This window comes from Bifidobacterium tibiigranuli (assembly GCF_022655035.1).
GTDB classification, from domain to species: domain Bacteria; phylum Actinomycetota; class Actinomycetes; order Actinomycetales; family Bifidobacteriaceae; genus Bifidobacterium; species Bifidobacterium tibiigranuli_A.
Genome location: NZ_JALCUA010000001.1, coordinates 608983 through 628193, shown reverse-complemented (window position 1 = coordinate 628193; position 19211 = coordinate 608983). Strand labels below are relative to the sequence as shown.

Here is a 19211-nt window from a genome sequence, read left to right as displayed (position 1 = left end):
AACTGAGAGTTGACGGTTTTCGAGATGAGCAGGGTGACGTCGAAATGCTGATAATGCAGCACTCCGGTGCCCATGGCGTCAGTGCCGGTCGGAAGCAGCAGGGGATGGTATTGCGCGGAAAGCGGCGTCCCGAACAGCGCTATCGCGTCATAGACCAGATATACCCCCAAATCCTGCAGGGCCCCGCCCGAGAACCGCGCGGTGAAGATGTTCGGCGTCTCTCCTGCGAGGAAGGCATCGTATTTCGAGGAATATTTCATATACGAAAACACCGCGCCGCTGATTGCTCCCATATCTCCCACTTGGCTTGCGATGCTGCGGAATGCGTCGGTGTGGATATGCCGGGCCGCCTCGAAGAAACGCACGTGCGGATGCTGAAGGAGCAGCGCCTCGATCTTGGCGAACTCCGCCGGATTCGAGAATGCAGGTTTCTCGACGATGACGTTCTTTTCGGCGCTGATGGCTTTGGCTGCCTGCCCATAATGCATCGAATTGGGCGAGGCGATGTACACCGTGTCGATCTGCGAATCCGCGAGAAACTCCTCGATATCGTCATATGCAGGATATGTTTCGTCGGGGCGTCTGAATCCCTCCGCAGCCTCGCGTGTTCTGGAAAGAATCCCCGCCAGCCGCGCGCCCTGCTGCTGTTGCACCGCGTCGGCGAACTGACGTGATATCCAGCCAGTTCCGATAATCCCTACGTTCATCATTTGCCCCCTTGAGCACGCCAGTCAATCATTCTGCGCTTATCTTACCGTCTCTTTTCTCCGGGGACGGACTACGTGGAACCCTGCGTACAAGGAGTATGAGCTTCTATAATGAGTATTATAAGTCACAATTCATATAATTTAACAGTAATTGTGTATTATAATTATCAATATGTCTTACTCTGAACATCTTGCGACATCAGTTTCCATCCCACGTCGGGCGCTGATGCGCAACCTCATGCAGCGTGATGAGACGGATGAGGTTAAGGTGCTCATCGGTGTGCGACGGTGCGGCAAATCGACGCTCATGCGGCAATATGCGAAACGTCTTGCAGATGATGGCATGCCTGCAACGAATATGTTTTTCAAGCGTTTCGACGATTTCGATATACCGCTGGATTACGATGCATCTGACCTGTACGAGGAGCTTCAGCAGGCTATCGCGCAGTCCGACGCGGCGAAGCCTTTCTATGTGTTTCTTGACGAGATACAGGACGTTCCGCAGTGGGAGCGTGTCGTCAGGAGACTGCATACGCGAGGCAATACACACGTGACCATCACCGGGTCGAACGCGCGCCTGCTGTCGGGCGACCTGGCCACCTATCTCGCCGGGCGCTACATGGAGATACCGGTCTACCCGCTCTCGTTCTCAGAGTATATGGAATATCGGCAATTGCTCGGTGACACTGGAATTTCCACGGATGACCTTCTTGCCGACTATATGAGATTCGGCGGCATGCCCGGGCTGCTCAAATACGGGCTGCCGACAGAGGAGAATGCCAGGCAGTTCCTGGAAGATGTGTATCGTTCGATAGTCGTCAAGGATGTGGCCGAACGCAGCGGCATTCGCGATATCGCCGCGTTGAGCAAGGTGAGCCGGTATCTGTTTGCCACGTCCGGCAACCTCTTCTCGGTGCGCAATGTCGCCAACACGCTCAAAAGCGCAGGCCTTGGCATCGCCCCGAAAACGGTCGATGCGCAGGTCGACGCGCTTGAACGGGCGTTTGTCATCTATCGTGCGGAGCAGACGGGCCTGTCCGGCAAGCAGATACTGCGCCCTACCAACAAGTATTATCCAGTGGACAATGGTTTCCGCAACCTTGCCAACGGCTTCACGTCCAAGGATTTCGGCGCACAGCTCGAAGGCGTGGTCTACATGGAGCTGCGCAGGAGGGGCTATATGGTGCGCGTAGGGGCGGTTACCGGCGGGGAGATTGATTTCGTTGCGTCGCGCGGCAGCGACCGTCGCTACGTCCAAGTGACTGCCACGATGCTGGATGAGTCGGTGCGCGAGCGCGAACTGGCCTCGTTGCGCGCACTGTCCGATGCCTTCCCGCGATACGTCATCACGCTCGATCCATTCTCAGCGGGAACGACCGAAGATGGCATCCGCATTGTTCGCGCTACCGACTGGCTCGCTGATGAGTGAGCGTCAATGATTTATGGAGTGTGCTTTATGGAGTGTGCATAATCATGAAGGATTTACGCACCTATGCGCTTTGGTCGGCGACCATGCGGGCGTAGGTGCCGTGGCGGGCCATGAGCTCGGCGTGCGAGCCTTGTTCGAGGATGCGGCCGTGATCGATGACGACGATGAGGTCGGAGTCGCGAATGGTTGAGAGGCGGTGCGCGATGACGATGCTCGTGCGTCCGGCGGTCATGCGCATCATCGCGCGGCGAATCGACTGCTCGGTGACCGTGTCCACAGAACTCGTGGCCTCGTCGAGGATGGCGATTGGCGCATCAGCGAGCAGCGCCCGCGCGATGGTCAGCAGTTGGCGTTCGCCTTGGCTCAGCGCCGCGCCGGAGCCTTCCAACACCGTATCGTAACCGTGTTCAAGGCGGCCGATAAACCCGTCGGCACCGGCCGTGCGGGCGGCGGCTTGTATCTCCTCGCGCGTGGCGTCGGGCTTGCCGTAGGCGATGTTGGCGGCCACCGTGCTCTCGAAAAGCGAAGGGTCCTGCAGCACGGTGCCGAAGGCGCGGCGCAGGTCCGCGAGCTTGTAGTCGCGCAAATCGTGGCCATCGAGCAGGATACGGCCGCCGCTGACATCGTAGAAGCGTGCCAGCAGATTGACCATCGTAGTCTTGCCTGAGCCGGTCTGCCCCACGAAGGCGACCCGCGCGCCCGCAGGAATGTCCAAGCTGATATCGTGAATGACCTCATGCGCCTCGTCATAGCCGAAGGTGACATGGTCGAAGACGATATGCCCGCGCGGATTGCTGGCAGGAATGGCATTCGGTGCATCCGCCGGCTCGGTCGGCTCGTCCATGATTTCGAACATGCGCTCGGCCCCGGCCACGGCGGTCTGCAAGGTGTTGTAGATGTTGGCGATATCGGTGAAAGGCCGCGAGAACTGCCGCACATACAGCAGGAAACTCGTGATGACGCCCACATCGGCCTGACCGTGCACGGCCATGAGTCCGCTGACCACCGCGACCATGAGGAAGCCGAAGTTGTTGATCGCATTCGACAGCGGCATAAGGAACCCGCTCAGCGTCTGGGCCTTCGTGCCGGTTTCGCACAGTTCGTCGTTCGCCTGCTCGAATTCCTCGATCATCGCGCGCTCGCGACCGTAGGCCTTGACCATGCTCAGGCCCGAAACGCTCTCCTCCACCTGCCCGTCGAGCCGCCCGAGCACCTGCTGCTGCCTGGCGTAGAGCGGCCGGGTGCGCGTGGTGATGACCTTGGCGAGGATGAACACCAGCGCTACTGGCACTAAGGAAACCAAGGTCAGCGGCACGCTCAGCCAGATCATGCAGGCGAGCGTGCCCAGAATCGTGAAGACGTAGACCATGAGGTCGGCGAAGGAATCGGAGATGGTTTCGCTGATATTGTCGACGTCATTGGTCAGGCGGCTCATCAGCTCGCCGTGCTGATGCCGGTCGAAGAAGCGCAGCGGCAGCGCCTCAAGCGCGTGGAACAGGGACACGCGCAGATGCAGCACGATATGTTGCCCGGCCGCCGCCATAAGATACTGCTGGCTGAAATTGACCAGCCAATCCACGAGGTAGACCGCCGCCAGCACCAGCAGTATCGTCGCGATCGGGTCGCCTTTGGCGATGGTGCTGATGACGCGGCCGACCAGCAGCGGCGAGAGGACCGCCGAGCCGGCGCCGAGTCCTGAAAGCGCGAACACTGGCATGAGTTCGCGGCGCTGGCCTGCGGTCATGTCGAACAGCCGGCGCAGCGTGCCGCGCATGTTCTTCGGCTTAACGACGGCCGCGCCGCGTTTGGCCAGTCCGCCGCCGAATTGCGGGCCGCCGATGGTGTTTGGGGTGGGCTGTGAGGCGGATGCGGTGGATGCGGGGTTTGGCGCAGGGGAGGTTGGGGTTTGGTTCTCGCTCATTGCCGTGCCTCCTCGCCTGTTTGTAGCTCGTTGCTGTGTTGCTTACCGCTGTGTTCTTCCCCGATTTGCGAGTCGTAGATGCTGCGATATTGCGGCGAGTGCTCCATAAGCGCGTCATGGCTGCCGGTGGCGACCACCGTGCCGCCGTCCATCACCGCGATGCTCGAACACCGGCGCACGGTCGAGATGCGCTGCGAAATGAGCATCGTGGTCAGGCCCTGTTCGTGCGCGGCCAGCTCGCGCAGATGGTCAAGCACTTGCTGCTCGGTCGTGCTGTCCAGCGCGCTGGTGCAATCGTCCAGAATCAGCACTTCGGGCCGCCGCGTCAACGCGCGGGCCAGCGATATGCGCTGCTTCTGGCCGCCGGACAGGTTCACGCCGCCCTGGCCAATCACACTGTCCAATCCGTTCGGCAGCTCGTCGATGAATTCGCTGGCGCAAGCTAGGCGCACGGCCTCGCGCAGCTGGGCTTCGCTGGCCTCGGGATTGCCCCACAGCAGATTGGAGCGAATGGTGCCGGAGAACAGCACCGGTTCCTGCGGCACCAGCGCGATGCGTTCGCGCAGGATTTCGACATCGATGGATGCGATATCAGCTCCATCCAGCTCGATACGGCCGCGCGAAGGCTCGTAGAATCGCGGTATCAGGCTGACCAACGTCGATTTTCCCGAGCCGGTCGGGCCGATGATGCCCAGCGTCACGCCGCGCGGCACGCTCAAGTCGACATCATGCACGGCGTCGTCCGCAGCGCTGGCATAGCGGTAGGACACAGATGCGAACCGCAGCGCCGGGCGCTCGGCGTCTATCGGGTTTGGTTGATTGCGGTTATCGGATGGTGCAGTTTTGCCGCTGCCAGCCGGCACGACGCCGCTGCCAACCGGCACTGTGCCGCCAGTAATGACGTGCTCCTCGCTGGGCTGCTCGAAGATTTCGCCGATGCGTCGGGACGAGGCGCTTGCACGCACTGAGGAATTCAAGATCATCGCGACGCGACCAAGCGCGAACAGCACCTGCGTCATGTAGTTCATCGAGGCCATAAGCGCACCGATGCGTCCGGGATTCTGCGCGCGGGAGAGCCAAAGCAGCGCCACGATGCCCATGTTCACCGTCAGATTGATCAGCGGTCCGTAGGTGGCGTTGACCCGCGTAGCGCGGATGTTCGCCGTTGCGAAGTCTCCAGCGGCGGTATCGAAGCGCTCAGCTTCTTGTCGTTGCGCTCCGAAGGCCTTGACGACACGCACCGAGCGCAGGAATTCGCGGCTGATGGTGCCGAGCTTGTCCAGTGCCTTCTGCACAGTCAGAAAACGCGGGAAACTGCGCGTCATATTCATCCAGATGAGCACTCCGGCGATGGCGAGAATCGCCGCGACGACCGGTGCCTGGTCGGGTATCTGAATGATGATGAGCGCAATCGCGCCGATGCAGGTGATCGGTGATTTGAGCATGACGCGCATCAGCCCCTGCGTGAAGTTCTGGATCTGCGTCACGTCATTGGTGATGCGCGTGATGATGGCGCCCGGTTGCAGTCGGTCGACCTCTTCGAAGGTCAGCGACATCACTTTGCTGTAGGCGTCCGAGCGGATGTCCTTGCCGATGAGCTGCGAAGCGCGGGAGGCGTAGATATTGCGCACCACCGCGCCGATAGCCCCGGCGAATGCCACGGCCAGCATGACGACGCCCCAGTTCAGCACGGCGTTCACATTGCGCCTGGCGACGCCGTCATCGACAACCATCGACATCAAGGTCGGCTGCAGCAGATCGCTCAGGGTCTCGATGGTCAGGAAGGCCACAGCGATTGCCGCCAGACCCCAATGCCTGCGCACATACCCGAAAATCAGCCTCATGCCATGCCTCGGTCTTTGTGAGAAACACTGTTTTGCGAGTGCAGCTGTCTTGTGAGAACGGCTATTACGCGAGAACTGTCGTTGTGCGAGTGCAGCCGCTACTCGAATACCACGGTTGCTTGAATACAACCGTGGCGAGTGCGGCCATCACACGAATGCAGCCGTTGCGCGTGCTAGCCTAATCCGGGAATCAGACCTCCGGGCGGGTCGATGGTGAGCGTTCGCTCGTCCAGGTCGATATCGGGCACGATGGGGTCCACGAAGGGGATAAGCGCCGTGGTGGGCGCGGTGGGCGCGGTTTCGTCGGTGGCAGTCTCAGCGTCACCTGCCGCCGAGCTGCCAGACGTCAAGTCATTGCCTATTTCATTGCCTACTAAGTCGCTCGCCAGCCGCAGCTTCAGCAGCGACTGTGCGGGGCCGTCGATTACGTCGACAATCTTGCCCAGAACCTTGCCACCGGGCAGACCAAGTGCGTTATCGCTGGCAAGTCGCGCCTCAAGCCCGATGAGATCCTTGGGATACCAGGCATTTTCCTGCGCCATTTCCTCGGGGTCGTCGGCCTCGCCGTACAGCTCGACGCCGTTCAGGGCTTCGGCTGCCTCGCGGCTGTCTACGCCGTCAAAATGCACAATCCAGCGGTCCTTGAAGGTCCGCGCGCTTTCGACGGTGTATTCGTCTGAGCCGTCGCGGGTGAACAGCGACGCGCCGGGGGAGAAGCGCCGCCCGGGCTCGTCGGTGGTGATGCGGACGTTGACCTCGCCTTTGAGACCCTGCGCCCGGCCGATACGACAGACCCTCAACAGCTCGCGCTGCTGAGGGTCCTCGTCATGCACTGAACTCGTCACTTCTTGCGGACATCCATGATGTCAACGCGCACCTTGTGGTCGGCCAAAGCCTGCGCCACGGTGCGGATCGCGTTCGCGGTGCGGCCGTTGCGGCCAATCACACGGCCGATGTCCTCCGGGTTCACGCGCACGCGAAGCAATTCGCCGCGAGGGTTCTCATGGGACTTGACGGACACATCATCGGGAAAATCGACGATGTTGGTGATCAGATGTTCAACGGCCTGCGCGAGCATGATTACTCAGCCTGCGCTTCCGAGGCTTCCGCTTCGGCTTCGGCCGGTTCGGACTCAGCTGCTTCGTCGGCCTTGGCGGCTTCCGCTTCAGCTGCAGCCTTGGCCGCTGCCGCAGACTTCGCGGCCTTGACCTTCTGCGCTTCGGCTTCGACGGCTTCGACGCGAGCTGCTGCGTCCGGCCCGTCCTCGGCGACCTTCAGCGTGCCTTCGGCACCATCGAGTCCCTTGTGCTTCTGCCAGTCACCGGTGATATTCAGCAGCTTGAAAACTGCTTCGGACGGCTGCGCGCCGACGCCCAGCCAGTACTGCGCACGTTCGGAATCAATCTGGATGAGCGACGGCTGCTTGTTCGGGTCGTAGATGCCGATCTCTTCGATGGACTGGCCGTCGCGCTTGTTGCGTGAATCGGTGATGACCACACGGTAGAAGGCATAGGACTTCTTGCCCAGTCGCTTCAGACGAATCTTGGTTGCCAAAATGGCTCTCCTTGTTACTTAGGTTGCCGGTTGTCGGTTTTCTGTGGGGACACAAAAACCTCCGACCAGCGTGTTCCTCGCGGCGTGCGGGAATGAGAGGGCCCCGCATCCGTGAATAACTGAGACATTATACAACACAGGCATGGATAGCGCGCCGTGCGGTGTCGGCGGAGGCGTTGCAGGGCTGGGCGTTGCGTGGGAAGACGGCGGGGCTGAGTGCGGCTGTATTACGTTCGCCGCGCAGACAGGTGGCCGGCGCGGTCAGCGCGTGACGCTCAGCGTTGCTGCAAGCGCCAGATGGTCGCTGCCGGGGATTGCGAAGGATTCCACGGCGCGCGCTTCGAGGCCGTTGCTGAACACGACGTGGTCGAGTTCGAGGCGCGGCCAGGGCAGCCATGAGGGAAAGGTCGGGATGCGACCGGTTCCTTGGCTCAGGGTGGCATCACGTAGACCCGAGCGCAGCAGCGCGCGGAAACTAGGGTGATGTAGGTTCGCGTTGAGGTCGCCCATGACGATGGTGCCTGCAGCGCGCGTGTTGCTATTAACGCCGGCAAGGCCGATGATTCCCCGTGACCATTGCGCGCACCCGCGCATGGGCGACTTCGGGTGGGCGGATGTGCACAGGATTGTGTGTGAATCGGCAGCGCACTGCTGCGGGATCGTCACCACGAGGCTGGGCACAGCGGCAGCGGGGATGTCGACAGTGTCGGCGATGGCAGCGGTGACCGGCAGATTGGTCCAAATCCCATTGAATCCGCCATTGTCAGTGTCACGCATGGTGCCGATTTGATGGTGCGGGAGCAGTTGATCGAGTCCTGCGGCTGCGAGGCGGTTCAGCAGATCCTCGCTCATCTCCTGCAACGCAAGCACGGCGACGTCTTTGCTGCGCGCTGCCTCGACAATCGCTCGGGCATCCGCCCGACCGTAGCGGCAGTTCAGGGTCATGACCGAGAACTCATATGGTATGCGCTGTGCAGCGTCACTGGTGTGTTGCGAACTCTGCTGCAGGTCGTGTTGCGCACTGTCCTCCGGCTGAGCGTTGCGGCGCAGCATACGTAGGGTATGCCGGTAATACGGCAGATTGAAAGCGGCGATAAAGACTGCCAAAACCACTGCCAGAACGGCCAGATACCAGTACCCCTGTGCTGCGGCAAGCACGCCGCACAGCGTGCTGGGAATCCACAGAAAATGAATGAACGCAATCAGATACGGCAGCGGCATGCGCCCTTCCGCACCCGAGGGAAGGAATCGCAGACACGCCCAGCCGATGATAAGCGCCAATACGATGGCGATGGCTATGCTCATTGCAGCGCACGCAACTAGTGCAGCAGCCCGGCCAATCCGCCGCCCAGATTCGGCGGCAGCGTCGGTTCGCCTTCGCCTGCGCCGCTCAGCGCCTCCTGCAAGCCTGCGGGCAGTGCGGGGTTCTGCGGCTTCTTGGCGAAGGCCGAGCCGCCGGACTTGGGGCCGCCCTTGCCGGCAAGCCGCTCGCGCAACGCCTTCTCCTCGGCCTCGCGCTTCATCGGATTGCCGGATTTCGAGCTCTTCTTCTTGCCCTTCTTGCCGCTCTTTTTGCCGGAGCCAGCAGCAGGGCCGCCGAAGCCGGGAATGCCGCCCATGCCGGACTTGTTCGACATGCGACGCATCATCTTTGCAGCCTGCTCGAAGCGCTGCAAGAGTCCGTTTACTGCGGAGACGGTGTTGCCGGAGCCGTATGCGATGCGCGCTCGGCGCGAGCCGTCGATGATTGAGGGGTCGCGACGCTCGGCCGGCGTCATGGAATGAATAATGGCCTCCGTGCGGTCGATCTCGTGCTCGTCGAACTGCTCAAGTTCCTTGCGATGCTGCGCCATGCCAGGAATCATACCCAGCAGGCTCTTCATCGAGCCGAGCTTGCGCACCTGCTGCAGCTGCTCAAGGAAGTCGTCAAGGCCGAAGGTGCCCTTCGACATCTTCTCGGCGGCCTTCTTGGCCTCTTCCTCGTCAAACTGCTTCTGCGCCTGCTCGATGAGGGTGAGAATATCGCCCATGTCGAGGATGCGCGAGGCCATGCGGTTGGGGTGGAACACCTCGAAGTCCTTCAGGCCCTCGCCATTCGAGGCGAAAAGAATCGGCTTGCCGGTCACGCTGGCGACCGAAAGCGCCGCGCCGCCGCGGGCATCGCCATCGAGTTTGGAGAGCACGACGCCGGTGAAGTCCACGCCCTGATCGAAGGCCTTGGCGGTCTGCACTGCATCCTGGCCGATCATGGCGTCGATGACGAAGAGGATTTCGTTGGGGTGCACTGCGTCGCGGATGTCGCGGGCCTGCTTCATCAGCGCCTCGTCAACGCCGAGACGTCCTGCGGTATCGATGATCAGCGTGTCATAGAGCTTGGTTTTCGCCAGCTCGACCGAGTCGCGGGCCACCTTGACCGGGTCACCGCTCGTTGCCCCGGGGGCGGAAACCGCGTCGCCGCCGGCTGATTGGACGCCCTTTTCCGGCGCGTAGACCGGCACACCTGCGCGTTCGCCGACCACTTGCAGCTGCGTCACCGCGTTCGGGCGCTGCAAATCAGCCGCCACGAGCAGCGGCGTATGCCCGGCGTCCTTGAGCCAATAGCCGAGCTTGCCGGCGAGCGTGGTCTTGCCCGCGCCCTGCAGTCCGGCGAGCATGATAATCGTCGGCGGGTTCTTGGCGAAGTTCAGCGGCCGGTCGACGCCCGCACCCAGAATCGCCGTCAGCTCCTCATTGACGATCTGCACCACCTGCTGCGCGGGGTTGAGCGCCTGCGAGACCTCCACGCCGAGCGCCCGTTCGCGTATCTTCGCCGTGAAGGAACGCACCACTTCGAGCGACACATCGGCGTCGAGAAGCGCACGGCGTATCTCGCGGATGGTCCCGTCGATATCCGCCTCGGAAAGCTTGCCTTTGCCCCGCAAATGCTTGAAGGCATTCGAGAGCCGGTCTGTCAAAGAACTAAATGCTGCCATAATGCCATTCAGTCTAACCGTTCGTAGGGAGAAGCGGGGAGGCGGCGTCTTGTCGCGCCAACCCCCATGCTGCCAAGGGCTGGGGCGCATCCAAACTTCGTTGGAACGTGCAGGGGCGTAACAAGGTGGACATATAGGCAACACATGGCCGTAACCCAATTGAAACGCCATATTAATCATGACGAAATCGAAACGACATCCCCCCCATCATGAAGCATGAATCTGAGAGGTGCCTACGGCGGCTGGGAGGCGATGCCAACCGAGCCGGCCAGCGCCAATCGTCAGCAATCAAAAGAAGGGTCAGTTTCATGAAGAAGTTTGCCAGAACAGCTATTGCGGCCGTCACGGTCGCCATGCTCGCCTTTGCCGGCGCGTGCGGGTCAAGTAGTGCCACCGGGGGAAGTTCCAGTTCCGGCGCTGAGACGGTGACGATTGGCACGTCGAATGACGCACCGCTCGCCTTCATCGACAAGAGCGGCAACCTTACCGGCATCGACGGCGACATCATGATGGCCGTCGCGAAGGAGAACGGGTGGAAGGTTAAGAACTCGGTCAGCAACTTCTCCACGCTTATCGCCAGCCTGAATACAAATAAAATCGACATCATCAACGATTCCATGAGAATCACGCCAGAAAGGCAAAAGAAGGTTAACTTCTCTGATCCCTTCTACAACCTGTCTGATTCCATCATCGTCAAGAAATCGGAGACCGCCGTCACTGGATACGATCAGCTCAAAGGAAAGCCGCTGGGGACGGTCACCGGTACGGTCTACCCCGATTTGCTCAATAAACTTTCTCCGGGCAAGGTGAAACTCTTTGATTCCCAAGCGACCATGATCCAAGCGATTGTGAATGGCGACATCTTCGGAGGGGTCACCGATCAGCCAGTTGCGGCTTACAGCCTCAAGCAAGATCCGAGCTTGAAAATCCGCGTTGTAAACGCTCCCACCCCCTATTTCCTCAGTCCAGTTGCTCCGTCAGTGCGTCTGGATGATAAGACCCGGCTCGCGGCCATCAATTCAGGCTTGAAGAAGATTAAGGCCAACGGAGAGTACGACAAGATCATGAAGAAATGGGATATGCCCAAGACCGCGTATATCAAGTGAAGCCAGTGGATGCTGTGAAGCCGGCGGTAGGGCGCGAAAACTGTGTGCGCTCCCTTCGCTCGCCGGTGATTCGTTCGGAGCGGATCACCGGCGTTGCCGCCTGATGAAAGGTCATGATGCAATTCCTTAAAGATACTTTTTCGATGATTCCTTCGATGGTGCAGACGGCTCCCGTGGTCATCAACCTCACTCTCGGCTCGCTGGTGCTGGCCGTAGTGTTCGGCCTAGTCATCGCGCTCGTTCGCATTGCGCGGATTCCCGTGCTGCGTCAGATAGCGACGGTCATCGTTGAGATTCTGCGTGGTACGCCGCTGCTGGTGCAGCTCGTCTACATCTTATTACGTGTTCCCCAAAATCGGCATCAATATCGACCCGATCACCTCGGGCATCCTTGGTTTGGGCCTGAACTACTCCGCATACATGTCGGAGGTGTTCCGTTCCTCGATTAATTCGATTGATCGGGGGCAGATGGAGGCGGCGTTGTCCTTGGGCTATACGCCGCCGCGCGCGATGGCGAAGATCATTATTCCGCAGTCGCTGCGCGTCTCGGTGCCGCCGCTGGGCAATTATGCCATTTCGATGGTCAAGGACACGGCGCTGACTTCGGTGATAGCCGTGACCGAGATTCTCAAGCAGGCCAATGTGCTCGCCTCGACCACGTTCCAGGTCACCGAGGCCTACACGGCGGCTGCGATTCTCTATCTCGTCATCAGCCTGCCGTTGTCGGGGCTGGTGAAGGTCGCCGAATGGAGGGTGAACCGCAATGTCGCCAAATGACAGGGCCGATATGGCTGATAATCCCGATAAGGCCGACAGGCCGTTCATCATCGAATGCAAGGACGTGCATAAGAGCTTCATGATCCGGCTCGAGCATCCCACGTTCGGGCAGCGGCTCCATCGCGAGCGGCGGGCCAAGGAGGTGCTCAAGGGCATTGACGTGGCGGTGCGCGAGGGCGAGGTGTTCGCGCTGCTGGGGTCGAGCGGCTCGGGCAAGAGCACGCTGCTGCGCTGCATCAACCACTTGGAGATACCGGATTCCGGGGAGATCGTGGTCAATGGCCGCGAGATGGGCATGCAGTCGATCAACGGCGTGAACATGCCGGCCAAGACGAGCGAGCTGGCCTCGCAGCGCTCGGAGATCGCGATGGTGTTCCAGCATTTCAATCTCTTCGCCAACAAGAACGTGATCGGCAATGTCATGATGCCGCTGCGCGACATCCGCGGGCTGGGCCGCGACGAGGCCCGCGAGGCGGCCGTGGCCAGCCTTGACAAGGTCGGGATCGCCGAGGAGCTGTTCAACATGTACCCCGACCGGCTCTCGGGCGGTCAGCAGCAGCGCGTGGCCATCGCCAGGGCGCTGGCTATGAAGCCGCATGCGATCCTGTTCGACGAGCCGACCAGCGCGTTGGACCCCGAGCTGGTGGGCGAGGTGCTGCAGGTGATTCGCAGGATCGCCGACGAGGGCACCACGATGATGATCGTGACCCATGAGATGGCGTTCGCGCGTGGCATCGCCGATCAGATCATCGTCATGGACGATGGCCGGATCGTGGAGCAGGGCCCGGCGCAATCCGTGTTCGACAACCCGCAAAGCGACAAGATGAAGGCCCTGCTCAAGGAGATCTGAGAGCCGGGACCTGAATGGGCTCCGGGCGCTGGGACTCTGGTCCTGAGCGTCCGGCATCCGGGCCTCGTGCGACCCAACGCAAGACATCAATCCCCGATTTTTCGTAAAAAACATCATCTCAACTGGCTGGCTCGTAAGGCTAACGAGACAGTTGTAGCCAAATAGCAAAACGGAAGCATCCGTTGAATGCATCCGAATCAAATATGCCTTGTACAAGGCAAAATTTATCAAGGAGTGTACTTGGAAAAGAAACCTAAAACCGAATTCCTGTATCTTTCGGAACCAGACATGATCGCAGCGGGTGTCCTCGATGCACACGAGTGCGTCAACGTCTGCGAAGAGGTCTTTTCATTGCTCAACGCTGGCGACTACCTCATGGGTGGCCCCAACCACAACAGTCATGGATTGGGGATTGTTTTTCCCAAGGAGACGAAGTTCCCCAACATGCCCGTCTCCGGCCCAGACCGTCGGTTTGTCGCCATGCCAGGTTATCTCGGCGGGCGGTTCGACGTCTGTGGCGTCAAATGGTACGGTTCCAATCAAGCCAATATCCAGAAAGGTCTGCCACGCTCGGTGCTCACCGTCCTCCTCAACAACAAGGACACCGGTGAGCCACTCTGCCTCATGTCAGCCAATCTGGTTAGTTCGGCACGTACCGGAGCGGTGCCGGGAGTGGCTGCCCGCTACCTCGTACGAAAAGGTTCGAAGACCCTCGCTGTGCTGGGTTGCGGCCCCATTAACAAGGCTTGTGTCAAGGCTATTCTGACCCAAATCGACACAATCGAGCATGTGGTCTGCTATGACCTCTTTGAGAAGGCAGCACAATCGGTTGCCGACTTCGCGGTTGCGCATGGTAAGACCGCGACGGTCGAGCCTGATCTTGAGAAAGCCGTGAGGGATGCCGACGTCGTCACCATCGCTGCCTCGCGTATCAAGCCACTCGTCTTCAAGGACGAGTGGCTCAAGGAGGGCTGCACTGTGCTCACCTCAGGCCCGATTCATCCCGATGAGGACTTCTGGCTGAAGAACAAGATTGTTTATGACAATATCGGTCTGCATGAAGCCTATGTCGAGGAAGCTGTCGCTTCCGGCGACAAAGACGAATACTACTCGGGTGTAATTGGTGGACCTATATACCGCCTCATCGATTCCGGGCGGCTGCCAGCGCTTCAAGATTCAATCGATTTGGGCGGCATCATCAACTCCGGTACGGGCGGCCGAACCAACGACACTGAGAAGATTACCTTCGTTGCCTGCGGAATGTCTGTATTCGATCTCGGATGGGCTTACCAGCTCTACCAAAACGCGCTTTCCAAGAACATCGGAACACAGCTCGCGTTGTGGGACGAACCTTACGTGGAGTAAGGAATACGATGCGAAAGATACGCAACTACGATGAGCTTGTCTCTCGTGGCGATACCGAATCCCGCACCATCGTGCTGGATGTTGCCGAAGCCACCCTTGGCCGCCTTGACGCTTACAACCGTATCAAGGCGATTACGGCCGTCGAAGGCAATGTGCTTCGGATTGGCACCAAAGTGTGGGATCTGTCCACGAAGCGCAACGTCTACCTCGTCGGAGCGGGCAAGGCCGCCAATCATATGGCTCGTGCAGTGGACGAGGTCTTGGGCGACAAACTCACCCAGGGCATTGTGATTGTCAAGATCGCTGAGGAGGGAGATGTCTTCCATAGGACGGATATCAGGGTGGGCGGCCATCCCATTCCCAACGAAGAGGGATACGCCGCCTCGCTCGATATCCTCGATCTCGTCGAGCAAGCTACGGCGGACGATCTTTTCATTGCCGTCATCTCGGGCGGCTCCTCCGCGCTCATGAGCTGTCCAGTCGAGGGAATTTCGCTGCAGGACGAGATGGACACCACCGACATCCTGCTTAAAAGCGGTGCTGGCATATACGAAATCAACGCTATTCGACGCCATATCTCACGTATGAACGGTGGAATGCTTGCCAAGGCAATCGCCGAGAAAGGAGCTGAACTCATCGGCTTCGGAATCTCGGATGCCGTTGGAACGCCGCCCACCGGCGATTACGGTGTTCCTTACGCCAACTACGCCTCGACGCCTATTGGACCAGACAAGACCACCCTCGCTGATGCTCGTCGGGTGATTCGTGACTACGCCCTTGAAAATCGACTGCCTGCTTCTGTTGTCAACTACCTCATGAATGTCGGTAACGAGGGCGAGACGCCAAAAAGCTTCCCGCACAACACCTACTACCTTCTCAACACGCTCCCTGATTCCTGTATTTATGCTAAGGAAGCCGCTGAGGAACTCGGTGTTCCAGCCATCATTCTCACTTCCTTCCTCGAAGGGGAGGCCAAGGATGCTGGCATGGTGATGTCTTCTATCGCTCGCGAAATCCAGCAGTATGGCAACCCGGTTCCTGCCCCCTGCATTGTGCTGTCTTCCGGCGAGGTCACCACACGAATCCCAAGCAACTCGGAGATTACAGGCACCGGGGGTCCTGGGTGTGAGATGACGACAGGTTTTTCGTTGACTGCACCGAATGCACCGGGTTCGGTACTGTTCTCCATTGATTCTGAAGGAACTGACGGCACTGCGATGGCAGCGGGCGGACTCACGGATTCAACGACTCTCGCCCGTGCGGACGAAGTCAATCTCAATGTGCATGACGCATTGCGCGGTCACGCGACTCATGAACTACTTGCCGCCGTCGGTGACTCCGTCTTCACCGGAAACACCGGTACCAATCTTTGTGACCTTAATATTCTCTACGTTCCAGTGAGGAGCAACATCCAATGAACATCACCTCTGTCAAGGCTCGCCAGATTCTCGATTGCAAATGCCGCCCTATGGTTGAAGTGAAGGTGGAGACCGAGGGCGGGTTCGTCGCCCGAGGTGCAGCGCCAACTGGTTCTTCCGTCGGCATGTACGAGGCCACGGTGCTTCGTGATGGCGATCCGAACGAGTATCGCGGCCTCAGCGTGCACAAGGCAGTTCGCAATGTCGAGGAGATTATTGCCCCAGCTCTCATCGGTCACGATGCGGCTGATCAGAAGGGCATTGATAAACTCATGGTCGAGCTGGATGGAACCGAGTTCAAATCAAAGCTTGGTGGCAATGCTATCTATTCCACATCAATTGCGGTGTTCCGCGCGGCTGCAGCAGCCGTTGGAAAGCATCCGTATGAAATCATCGGAGATGGCAAGCTTTCCACGGTGCCTGTCCCTAGTTTCAACATGATTAACGGAGGCAGGTATGACGATCTCGTTCAGCCGTTCAACGAATTCATTGTCATGCCTTACAAGGCAGACGACATCTACTCTGCTGTGGAGATGAGCGTCAATGTCTTCGAGACGCTCCGCGGCGTGCTGTCGCGTCGCCTCGGTCATGCGCCCCAAGTGGCCGCCTCCTACGGATATGCCGCGCCTTCCGAGGACCCTATGGAAGTGGTCGGCGTTCTTGCCGAGGCGATCGAGGAGGCGGGATACACAGGCAAGTTTGCGTTCGCCTTAGACTGTGCCTCTTCTGAAATGTATGACAAAGAGACGGACACCTATCTTCTTCTCGGCAAACGTGTGAAAGCAGAAGACATCATTGCCTATGCCAAGAAGATGACGGAGACCTTCGACTTCGTTTTCGTTGAGGATCTTCTCGACGAAAACGATTGGGAGCATTGGCCGCTCGCGGTGAGTGAACTTGATCGGACCATCATTTTAGGCGACGATTTCATCGTGACAGACCGCAAGCGGTTGCAACGAGCTGTCAAGACCCATGCGGTCGACGGCTTCATCCTCAAGCCAAACCAGATCGGCACAATTACTGAGTCGCTCGAGACACACGCATACGCTGTTGAAAACGGAATCATCTCCGTGCCGTCCGGGCGCTCAGGCGGCGTGATTGATGACGTCGTCATGGACCTGTCCGTTGGTCTTCAGGTTCCATTCCAGAAGAATGGTGCCCCTCGTTCCGGCGAGCGCATCGAGAAACTCAACTTTCTCACGCGTGCTGCAGAGCGGATTCCGAATAGCAGGCTCTATGACGTTCCCGGGCTTGTGCGGTTTTAAGAAGAGAGAATGTAAGCCGAAGATTCAATATTTACCGACCTAGAAGTCTTTGCGTTGGCGGGGTATGGGCTGGGACGGGTGCTGCACTGTGCGCAGATCGGGGTTGGCGGCGGATATTCTCACTGCCGTTTTGCGCATTCGCACGTGCACGCCTGCGGCCGAACACCATATGCGCGGCACAGACCGGCGGCATATGCATCCGCGCGCACAAATCTGCTGCATAATCTCCTTCAGCCACCGCTGGCAAGGGGTATCTCGCTTATGTGTGGCGTTATTGGGGTACCGCGGAGGTCTATCTGCGTTATGTGAGGCGCTATTTTTCGGAAGGTCGAGTATCGGGCGGCCAAAACCGCCGTTTTCGGCCAGCGATACTTGGGGTGCCAAGGAATTAACGCCTCACACAACGCAGATAGACCTCTGCAAGGGCGAATTAGCGCCTCACATAACGTAGATACGGCTGAACTGGTGCCTCGTGGAGGCGGAAAAGGGTATCTGAGGTGCCGATGGGGGGCAATTGGGCGAGCGGGAAGCAAAACCAGTGTTCGAGGCCGCCCGCAACCACCGTTTGTTGACATAGTGTACTTTGTGTTATAAAGTTAAATAGTAACGCAAAGTAAACTGCATTCGTAAAGCAGGGAATGCAGATAGGCAATAAGAAAGAGGTGGTGACCGTGGGACAGCAACAGCGAACTCATAATCGTCTTGGTAAGCCGAGCGCGCAGGACTCCCCGCAGATAGATGTGCCAACAAGTCCGCAGACGGCAGCAGCGCTCGACGGCGAATCGCTATCCGACCCGCACGAGGCGCTCAGGCTCATCGAGCATCAAACCCAGCGCATAGGCCGCATGTTCAATGTGTTTCATTGGAAATTCTGCTTGGTGTGGGGCCTGTCGTGGCTCGTCGGATACGGAGTGCTCGGGTTTGCGACCAAGGCCGCCGACGGAGCGACGCCTTGGTGGGCGTGGTGTGTCGCAGCGGCTTTGCTGATTGCCTCGGTCGCGCTCTCGGTAGTCATCGGCATCAGGGGCGTTCCGGGGTACAAGTCATCGGCCCAGCAGGCCCGGTGCTATGCCAAACAGGGCGCAATCTATGGCTGGACGTGGTTCGCCGCCTTCTTCTTCGGCATGGGCGGGCTGAGCATGTTCGTGAACCGTTTCGCGCTTGCCGACGAGGCTACTACGATTCTCTATAATATGATTTCGATTCTGTTGGTTGGTGTGCTGTACATGGTCGGCGGCGCGCTGTGGAACGATCTGTCGCAGCTGATTATCGGCGTATGGATGATTGTGATTGCTTTTGTGCTGCCGATGCTCGGCGTCATCGCAGGCTTTTTCGTCATGGCATTCCTCGGCGGCGGTGCCATGCTGCTGCTGGCGCTCTGGGCGGTAACGCTGGGCAGCCGCAACGCCTCCTTCGCCCCGCTCATGGGCAGGCGGTGAGCATATGGAGGACGAACTCGACCCCGTCATCCACGCTGCGTCTCGGCTGCGCATTATGACGGCATTGGCCGCCATCGGCAAGGATTCCTCGCTGTCGTTCGCAAAGCTCGCCGATCTGCTCGACATGACTCCGGGCAACCTCTCGGTGCACCTGACCAAGCTGGAAAAGGCCGGGTATGTGGCAATCGAGAAGACCTTCGAGGGCCGCAAGCCTGCCACCTTCGTCACCGTGAGCGAGCAGGGCAGGGATGCCTTCGACCATTATCTCGCGGCGCTCAAGAAACTGCTCGGTCCGGTTGACAAGAGCTGAGGCAGCGGCATGTGAATAGTCCGAGGGAAGAAGCCACCCCCTCGGGCTTGTTGTCCCATGAATCCAAAGGAATATAAGCTTTATCACAGCGTGATGAAAACAGTGCAGCAAAGCCAGTGTGATGAAGGTCATAGGAAAGCTCGGAGTGCGGAAAAACTGGAATGGTAATCTGGCAGTAAACGTGTCGCACGACGCCTGCCGCAGCGAACGCAAAGGCGAGTCGGCGGACTGAAGACAACAATGGGGTCGGTCGA

At 59.3% G+C, this 19211-nt stretch carries 19 protein-coding genes; 10 read left to right on the top strand and 9 right to left on the bottom strand.

Going from position 1 to position 19211, the window contains the following annotated elements; all coding sequences use genetic code 11:
* Positions 1-710, bottom strand: a 710-nt coding sequence (locus tag LKK40_RS02610) for a Gfo/Idh/MocA family protein (protein WP_304308910.1), incomplete at its 3' end; no start/stop codon positions are given.
* Positions 711-879: 169 nt separating this feature from the next.
* Here LKK40_RS02610 and LKK40_RS02605 point away from each other — a divergent pair.
* Complete coding sequence (locus tag LKK40_RS02605; protein WP_304308908.1) at positions 880-2136, top strand: ATP-binding protein; 1257 nt, start codon at positions 880-882, stop codon at positions 2134-2136.
* 61 nt (positions 2137-2197) lie between these two features.
* Here LKK40_RS02605 and LKK40_RS02600 read toward each other — a convergent pair whose 3' ends face one another.
* The 7 genes from LKK40_RS02600 to ffh form a co-directional block, all read right to left on the bottom strand.
* Positions 2198-4057 carry an ABC transporter ATP-binding protein gene (locus LKK40_RS02600; RefSeq protein WP_304308906.1) on the bottom strand — a complete coding sequence of 620 codons (1860 nt, stop codon included), beginning with the start codon at positions 4055-4057 and terminating at the stop codon, positions 2198-2200.
* A complete protein-coding gene (locus tag LKK40_RS02595) occupies positions 4054-5901 on the bottom strand; it encodes an ABC transporter ATP-binding protein (RefSeq protein ID WP_304308904.1) in 1848 nt (615 codons plus the stop codon). The genes LKK40_RS02600 and LKK40_RS02595 overlap by 4 nt, the downstream gene beginning before the upstream one ends.
* Before the next feature lie 173 nt (positions 5902-6074).
* Positions 6075-6746, bottom strand: a complete 672-nt coding sequence (rimM, locus tag LKK40_RS02590) for a ribosome maturation factor RimM (RefSeq protein WP_304308902.1) — start codon at positions 6744-6746, stop codon at positions 6075-6077.
* Positions 6743-6979: an RNA-binding protein gene (locus LKK40_RS02585; RefSeq protein ID WP_152580604.1), complete on the bottom strand. Its 237-nt coding sequence runs from the start codon at positions 6977-6979 to the stop codon at positions 6743-6745. Before LKK40_RS02585 ends, rimM begins: the two co-directional genes overlap by 4 nt.
* Before the next feature lie 2 nt (positions 6980-6981).
* Positions 6982-7455 carry a 30S ribosomal protein S16 gene (gene rpsP / locus LKK40_RS02580; protein WP_304308901.1) on the bottom strand — a complete coding sequence of 158 codons (474 nt, stop codon included), beginning with the start codon at positions 7453-7455 and terminating at the stop codon, positions 6982-6984.
* A 261-nt stretch (positions 7456-7716) separates the two neighbouring features.
* Entirely contained in the window at positions 7717-8760 is a 1044-nt protein-coding gene (locus tag LKK40_RS02575; RefSeq protein ID WP_304308900.1) for an endonuclease/exonuclease/phosphatase family protein, read from the bottom strand.
* Between the two features lie 14 nt (positions 8761-8774).
* On the bottom strand, positions 8775-10427 hold the full coding sequence (gene ffh / locus LKK40_RS02570) for a signal recognition particle protein (RefSeq protein ID WP_304308898.1): 1653 nt from the start codon (positions 10425-10427) through the stop codon (positions 8775-8777).
* 308 nt (positions 10428-10735) lie between these two features.
* Here ffh and LKK40_RS02565 point away from each other — a divergent pair, with 308 nt between their 5' ends.
* Complete coding sequence (locus LKK40_RS02565) at positions 10736-11533, top strand: substrate-binding periplasmic protein (RefSeq protein ID WP_304308897.1); 798 nt, start codon at positions 10736-10738, stop codon at positions 11531-11533.
* Here the strand turns inward: LKK40_RS02565 and LKK40_RS02560 are convergent.
* Entirely contained in the window at positions 11526-11648 is a 123-nt protein-coding gene (locus tag LKK40_RS02560; protein WP_304308895.1) for a hypothetical protein, read from the bottom strand. The two genes, LKK40_RS02565 and LKK40_RS02560, sit on opposite strands and share 8 nt — an antisense overlap.
* Between LKK40_RS02560 and LKK40_RS02555 the strand changes: the two genes are divergently transcribed.
* The 8 genes from LKK40_RS02555 (at position 11647) to LKK40_RS02520 (ending at position 18957) form a co-directional block, all read left to right on the top strand.
* Positions 11647-11982, top strand: a complete 336-nt coding sequence (locus tag LKK40_RS02555; protein ID WP_304308894.1) for an ABC transporter permease subunit — start codon at positions 11647-11649, stop codon at positions 11980-11982. The two genes, LKK40_RS02560 and LKK40_RS02555, sit on opposite strands and share 2 nt — an antisense overlap.
* Positions 11876-12310, top strand: coding sequence for an amino acid ABC transporter permease (locus tag LKK40_RS02550; RefSeq protein ID WP_304308893.1), 435 nt, complete (start codon positions 11876-11878; stop codon positions 12308-12310). Before LKK40_RS02555 ends, LKK40_RS02550 begins: the two co-directional genes overlap by 107 nt.
* 10 nt (positions 12311-12320) lie before the next feature.
* Positions 12321-13160, top strand: a complete 840-nt coding sequence (locus LKK40_RS02545; RefSeq protein ID WP_304308892.1) for an amino acid ABC transporter ATP-binding protein — start codon at positions 12321-12323, stop codon at positions 13158-13160.
* Positions 13161-13400: 240 nt separating this feature from the next.
* Positions 13401-14525 carry a tyramine oxidase subunit B gene (locus LKK40_RS02540; protein WP_304308891.1) on the top strand — a complete coding sequence of 375 codons (1125 nt, stop codon included), beginning with the start codon at positions 13401-13403 and terminating at the stop codon, positions 14523-14525.
* A gap of 8 nt (positions 14526-14533) precedes the next feature.
* On the top strand, positions 14534-15943 hold the full coding sequence (locus tag LKK40_RS02535; protein ID WP_304308890.1) for a glycerate kinase type-2 family protein: 1410 nt from the start codon (positions 14534-14536) through the stop codon (positions 15941-15943).
* A complete protein-coding gene (gene eno / locus LKK40_RS02530) occupies positions 15940-17208 on the top strand; it encodes a phosphopyruvate hydratase (protein ID WP_304308888.1) in 1269 nt (422 codons plus the stop codon). Before LKK40_RS02535 ends, eno begins: the two co-directional genes overlap by 4 nt.
* Before the next feature lie 671 nt (positions 17209-17879).
* Positions 17880-18647 (top strand): hypothetical protein, encoded by a 768-nt coding sequence (locus tag LKK40_RS02525; protein ID WP_304308886.1) that lies wholly within the window; start codon positions 17880-17882, stop codon positions 18645-18647.
* A 4-nt stretch (positions 18648-18651) separates the two neighbouring features.
* A complete protein-coding gene (locus LKK40_RS02520; RefSeq protein ID WP_304308884.1) occupies positions 18652-18957 on the top strand; it encodes a winged helix-turn-helix domain-containing protein in 306 nt (101 codons plus the stop codon).
* The last annotated feature ends 254 nt before the right edge of the window (positions 18958-19211 follow it).

Bases quoted from the DNA above. Each gene is read 5' to 3' on its own strand.
- LKK40_RS02605 (WP_304308908.1), top strand. From the start codon at position 880: ATGTCTTACTCTGAACATCTTGCGACATCAGTTTCCATCCCACGTCGG.
- LKK40_RS02600 (WP_304308906.1), bottom strand. From the start codon at position 4,057: ATGAGCGAGAACCAAACCCCAACCTCCCCTGCGCCAAACCCCGCATCC.
- LKK40_RS02595 (WP_304308904.1), bottom strand. From the start codon at position 5,901: ATGAGGCTGATTTTCGGGTATGTGCGCAGGCATTGGGGTCTGGCGGCA.
- LKK40_RS02585 (WP_152580604.1), bottom strand. From the start codon at position 6,979: ATGCTCGCGCAGGCCGTTGAACATCTGATCACCAACATCGTCGATTTT.
- LKK40_RS02575 (WP_304308900.1), bottom strand. From the start codon at position 8,760: ATGAGCATAGCCATCGCCATCGTATTGGCGCTTATCATCGGCTGGGCG.
- ffh (WP_304308898.1), bottom strand. From the start codon at position 10,427: ATGGCAGCATTTAGTTCTTTGACAGACCGGCTCTCGAATGCCTTCAAG.
- LKK40_RS02565 (WP_304308897.1), top strand. From the start codon at position 10,736: ATGAAGAAGTTTGCCAGAACAGCTATTGCGGCCGTCACGGTCGCCATG.
- LKK40_RS02555 (WP_304308894.1), top strand. From the start codon at position 11,647: ATGATGCAATTCCTTAAAGATACTTTTTCGATGATTCCTTCGATGGTG.
- LKK40_RS02560 (WP_304308895.1), bottom strand. From the start codon at position 11,648: ATGACCTTTCATCAGGCGGCAACGCCGGTGATCCGCTCCGAACGAATC.
- LKK40_RS02545 (WP_304308892.1), top strand. From the start codon at position 12,321: ATGGCTGATAATCCCGATAAGGCCGACAGGCCGTTCATCATCGAATGC.
- LKK40_RS02535 (WP_304308890.1), top strand. From the start codon at position 14,534: ATGCGAAAGATACGCAACTACGATGAGCTTGTCTCTCGTGGCGATACC.
- eno (WP_304308888.1), top strand. From the start codon at position 15,940: ATGAACATCACCTCTGTCAAGGCTCGCCAGATTCTCGATTGCAAATGC.
- LKK40_RS02520 (WP_304308884.1), top strand. From the start codon at position 18,652: ATGGAGGACGAACTCGACCCCGTCATCCACGCTGCGTCTCGGCTGCGC.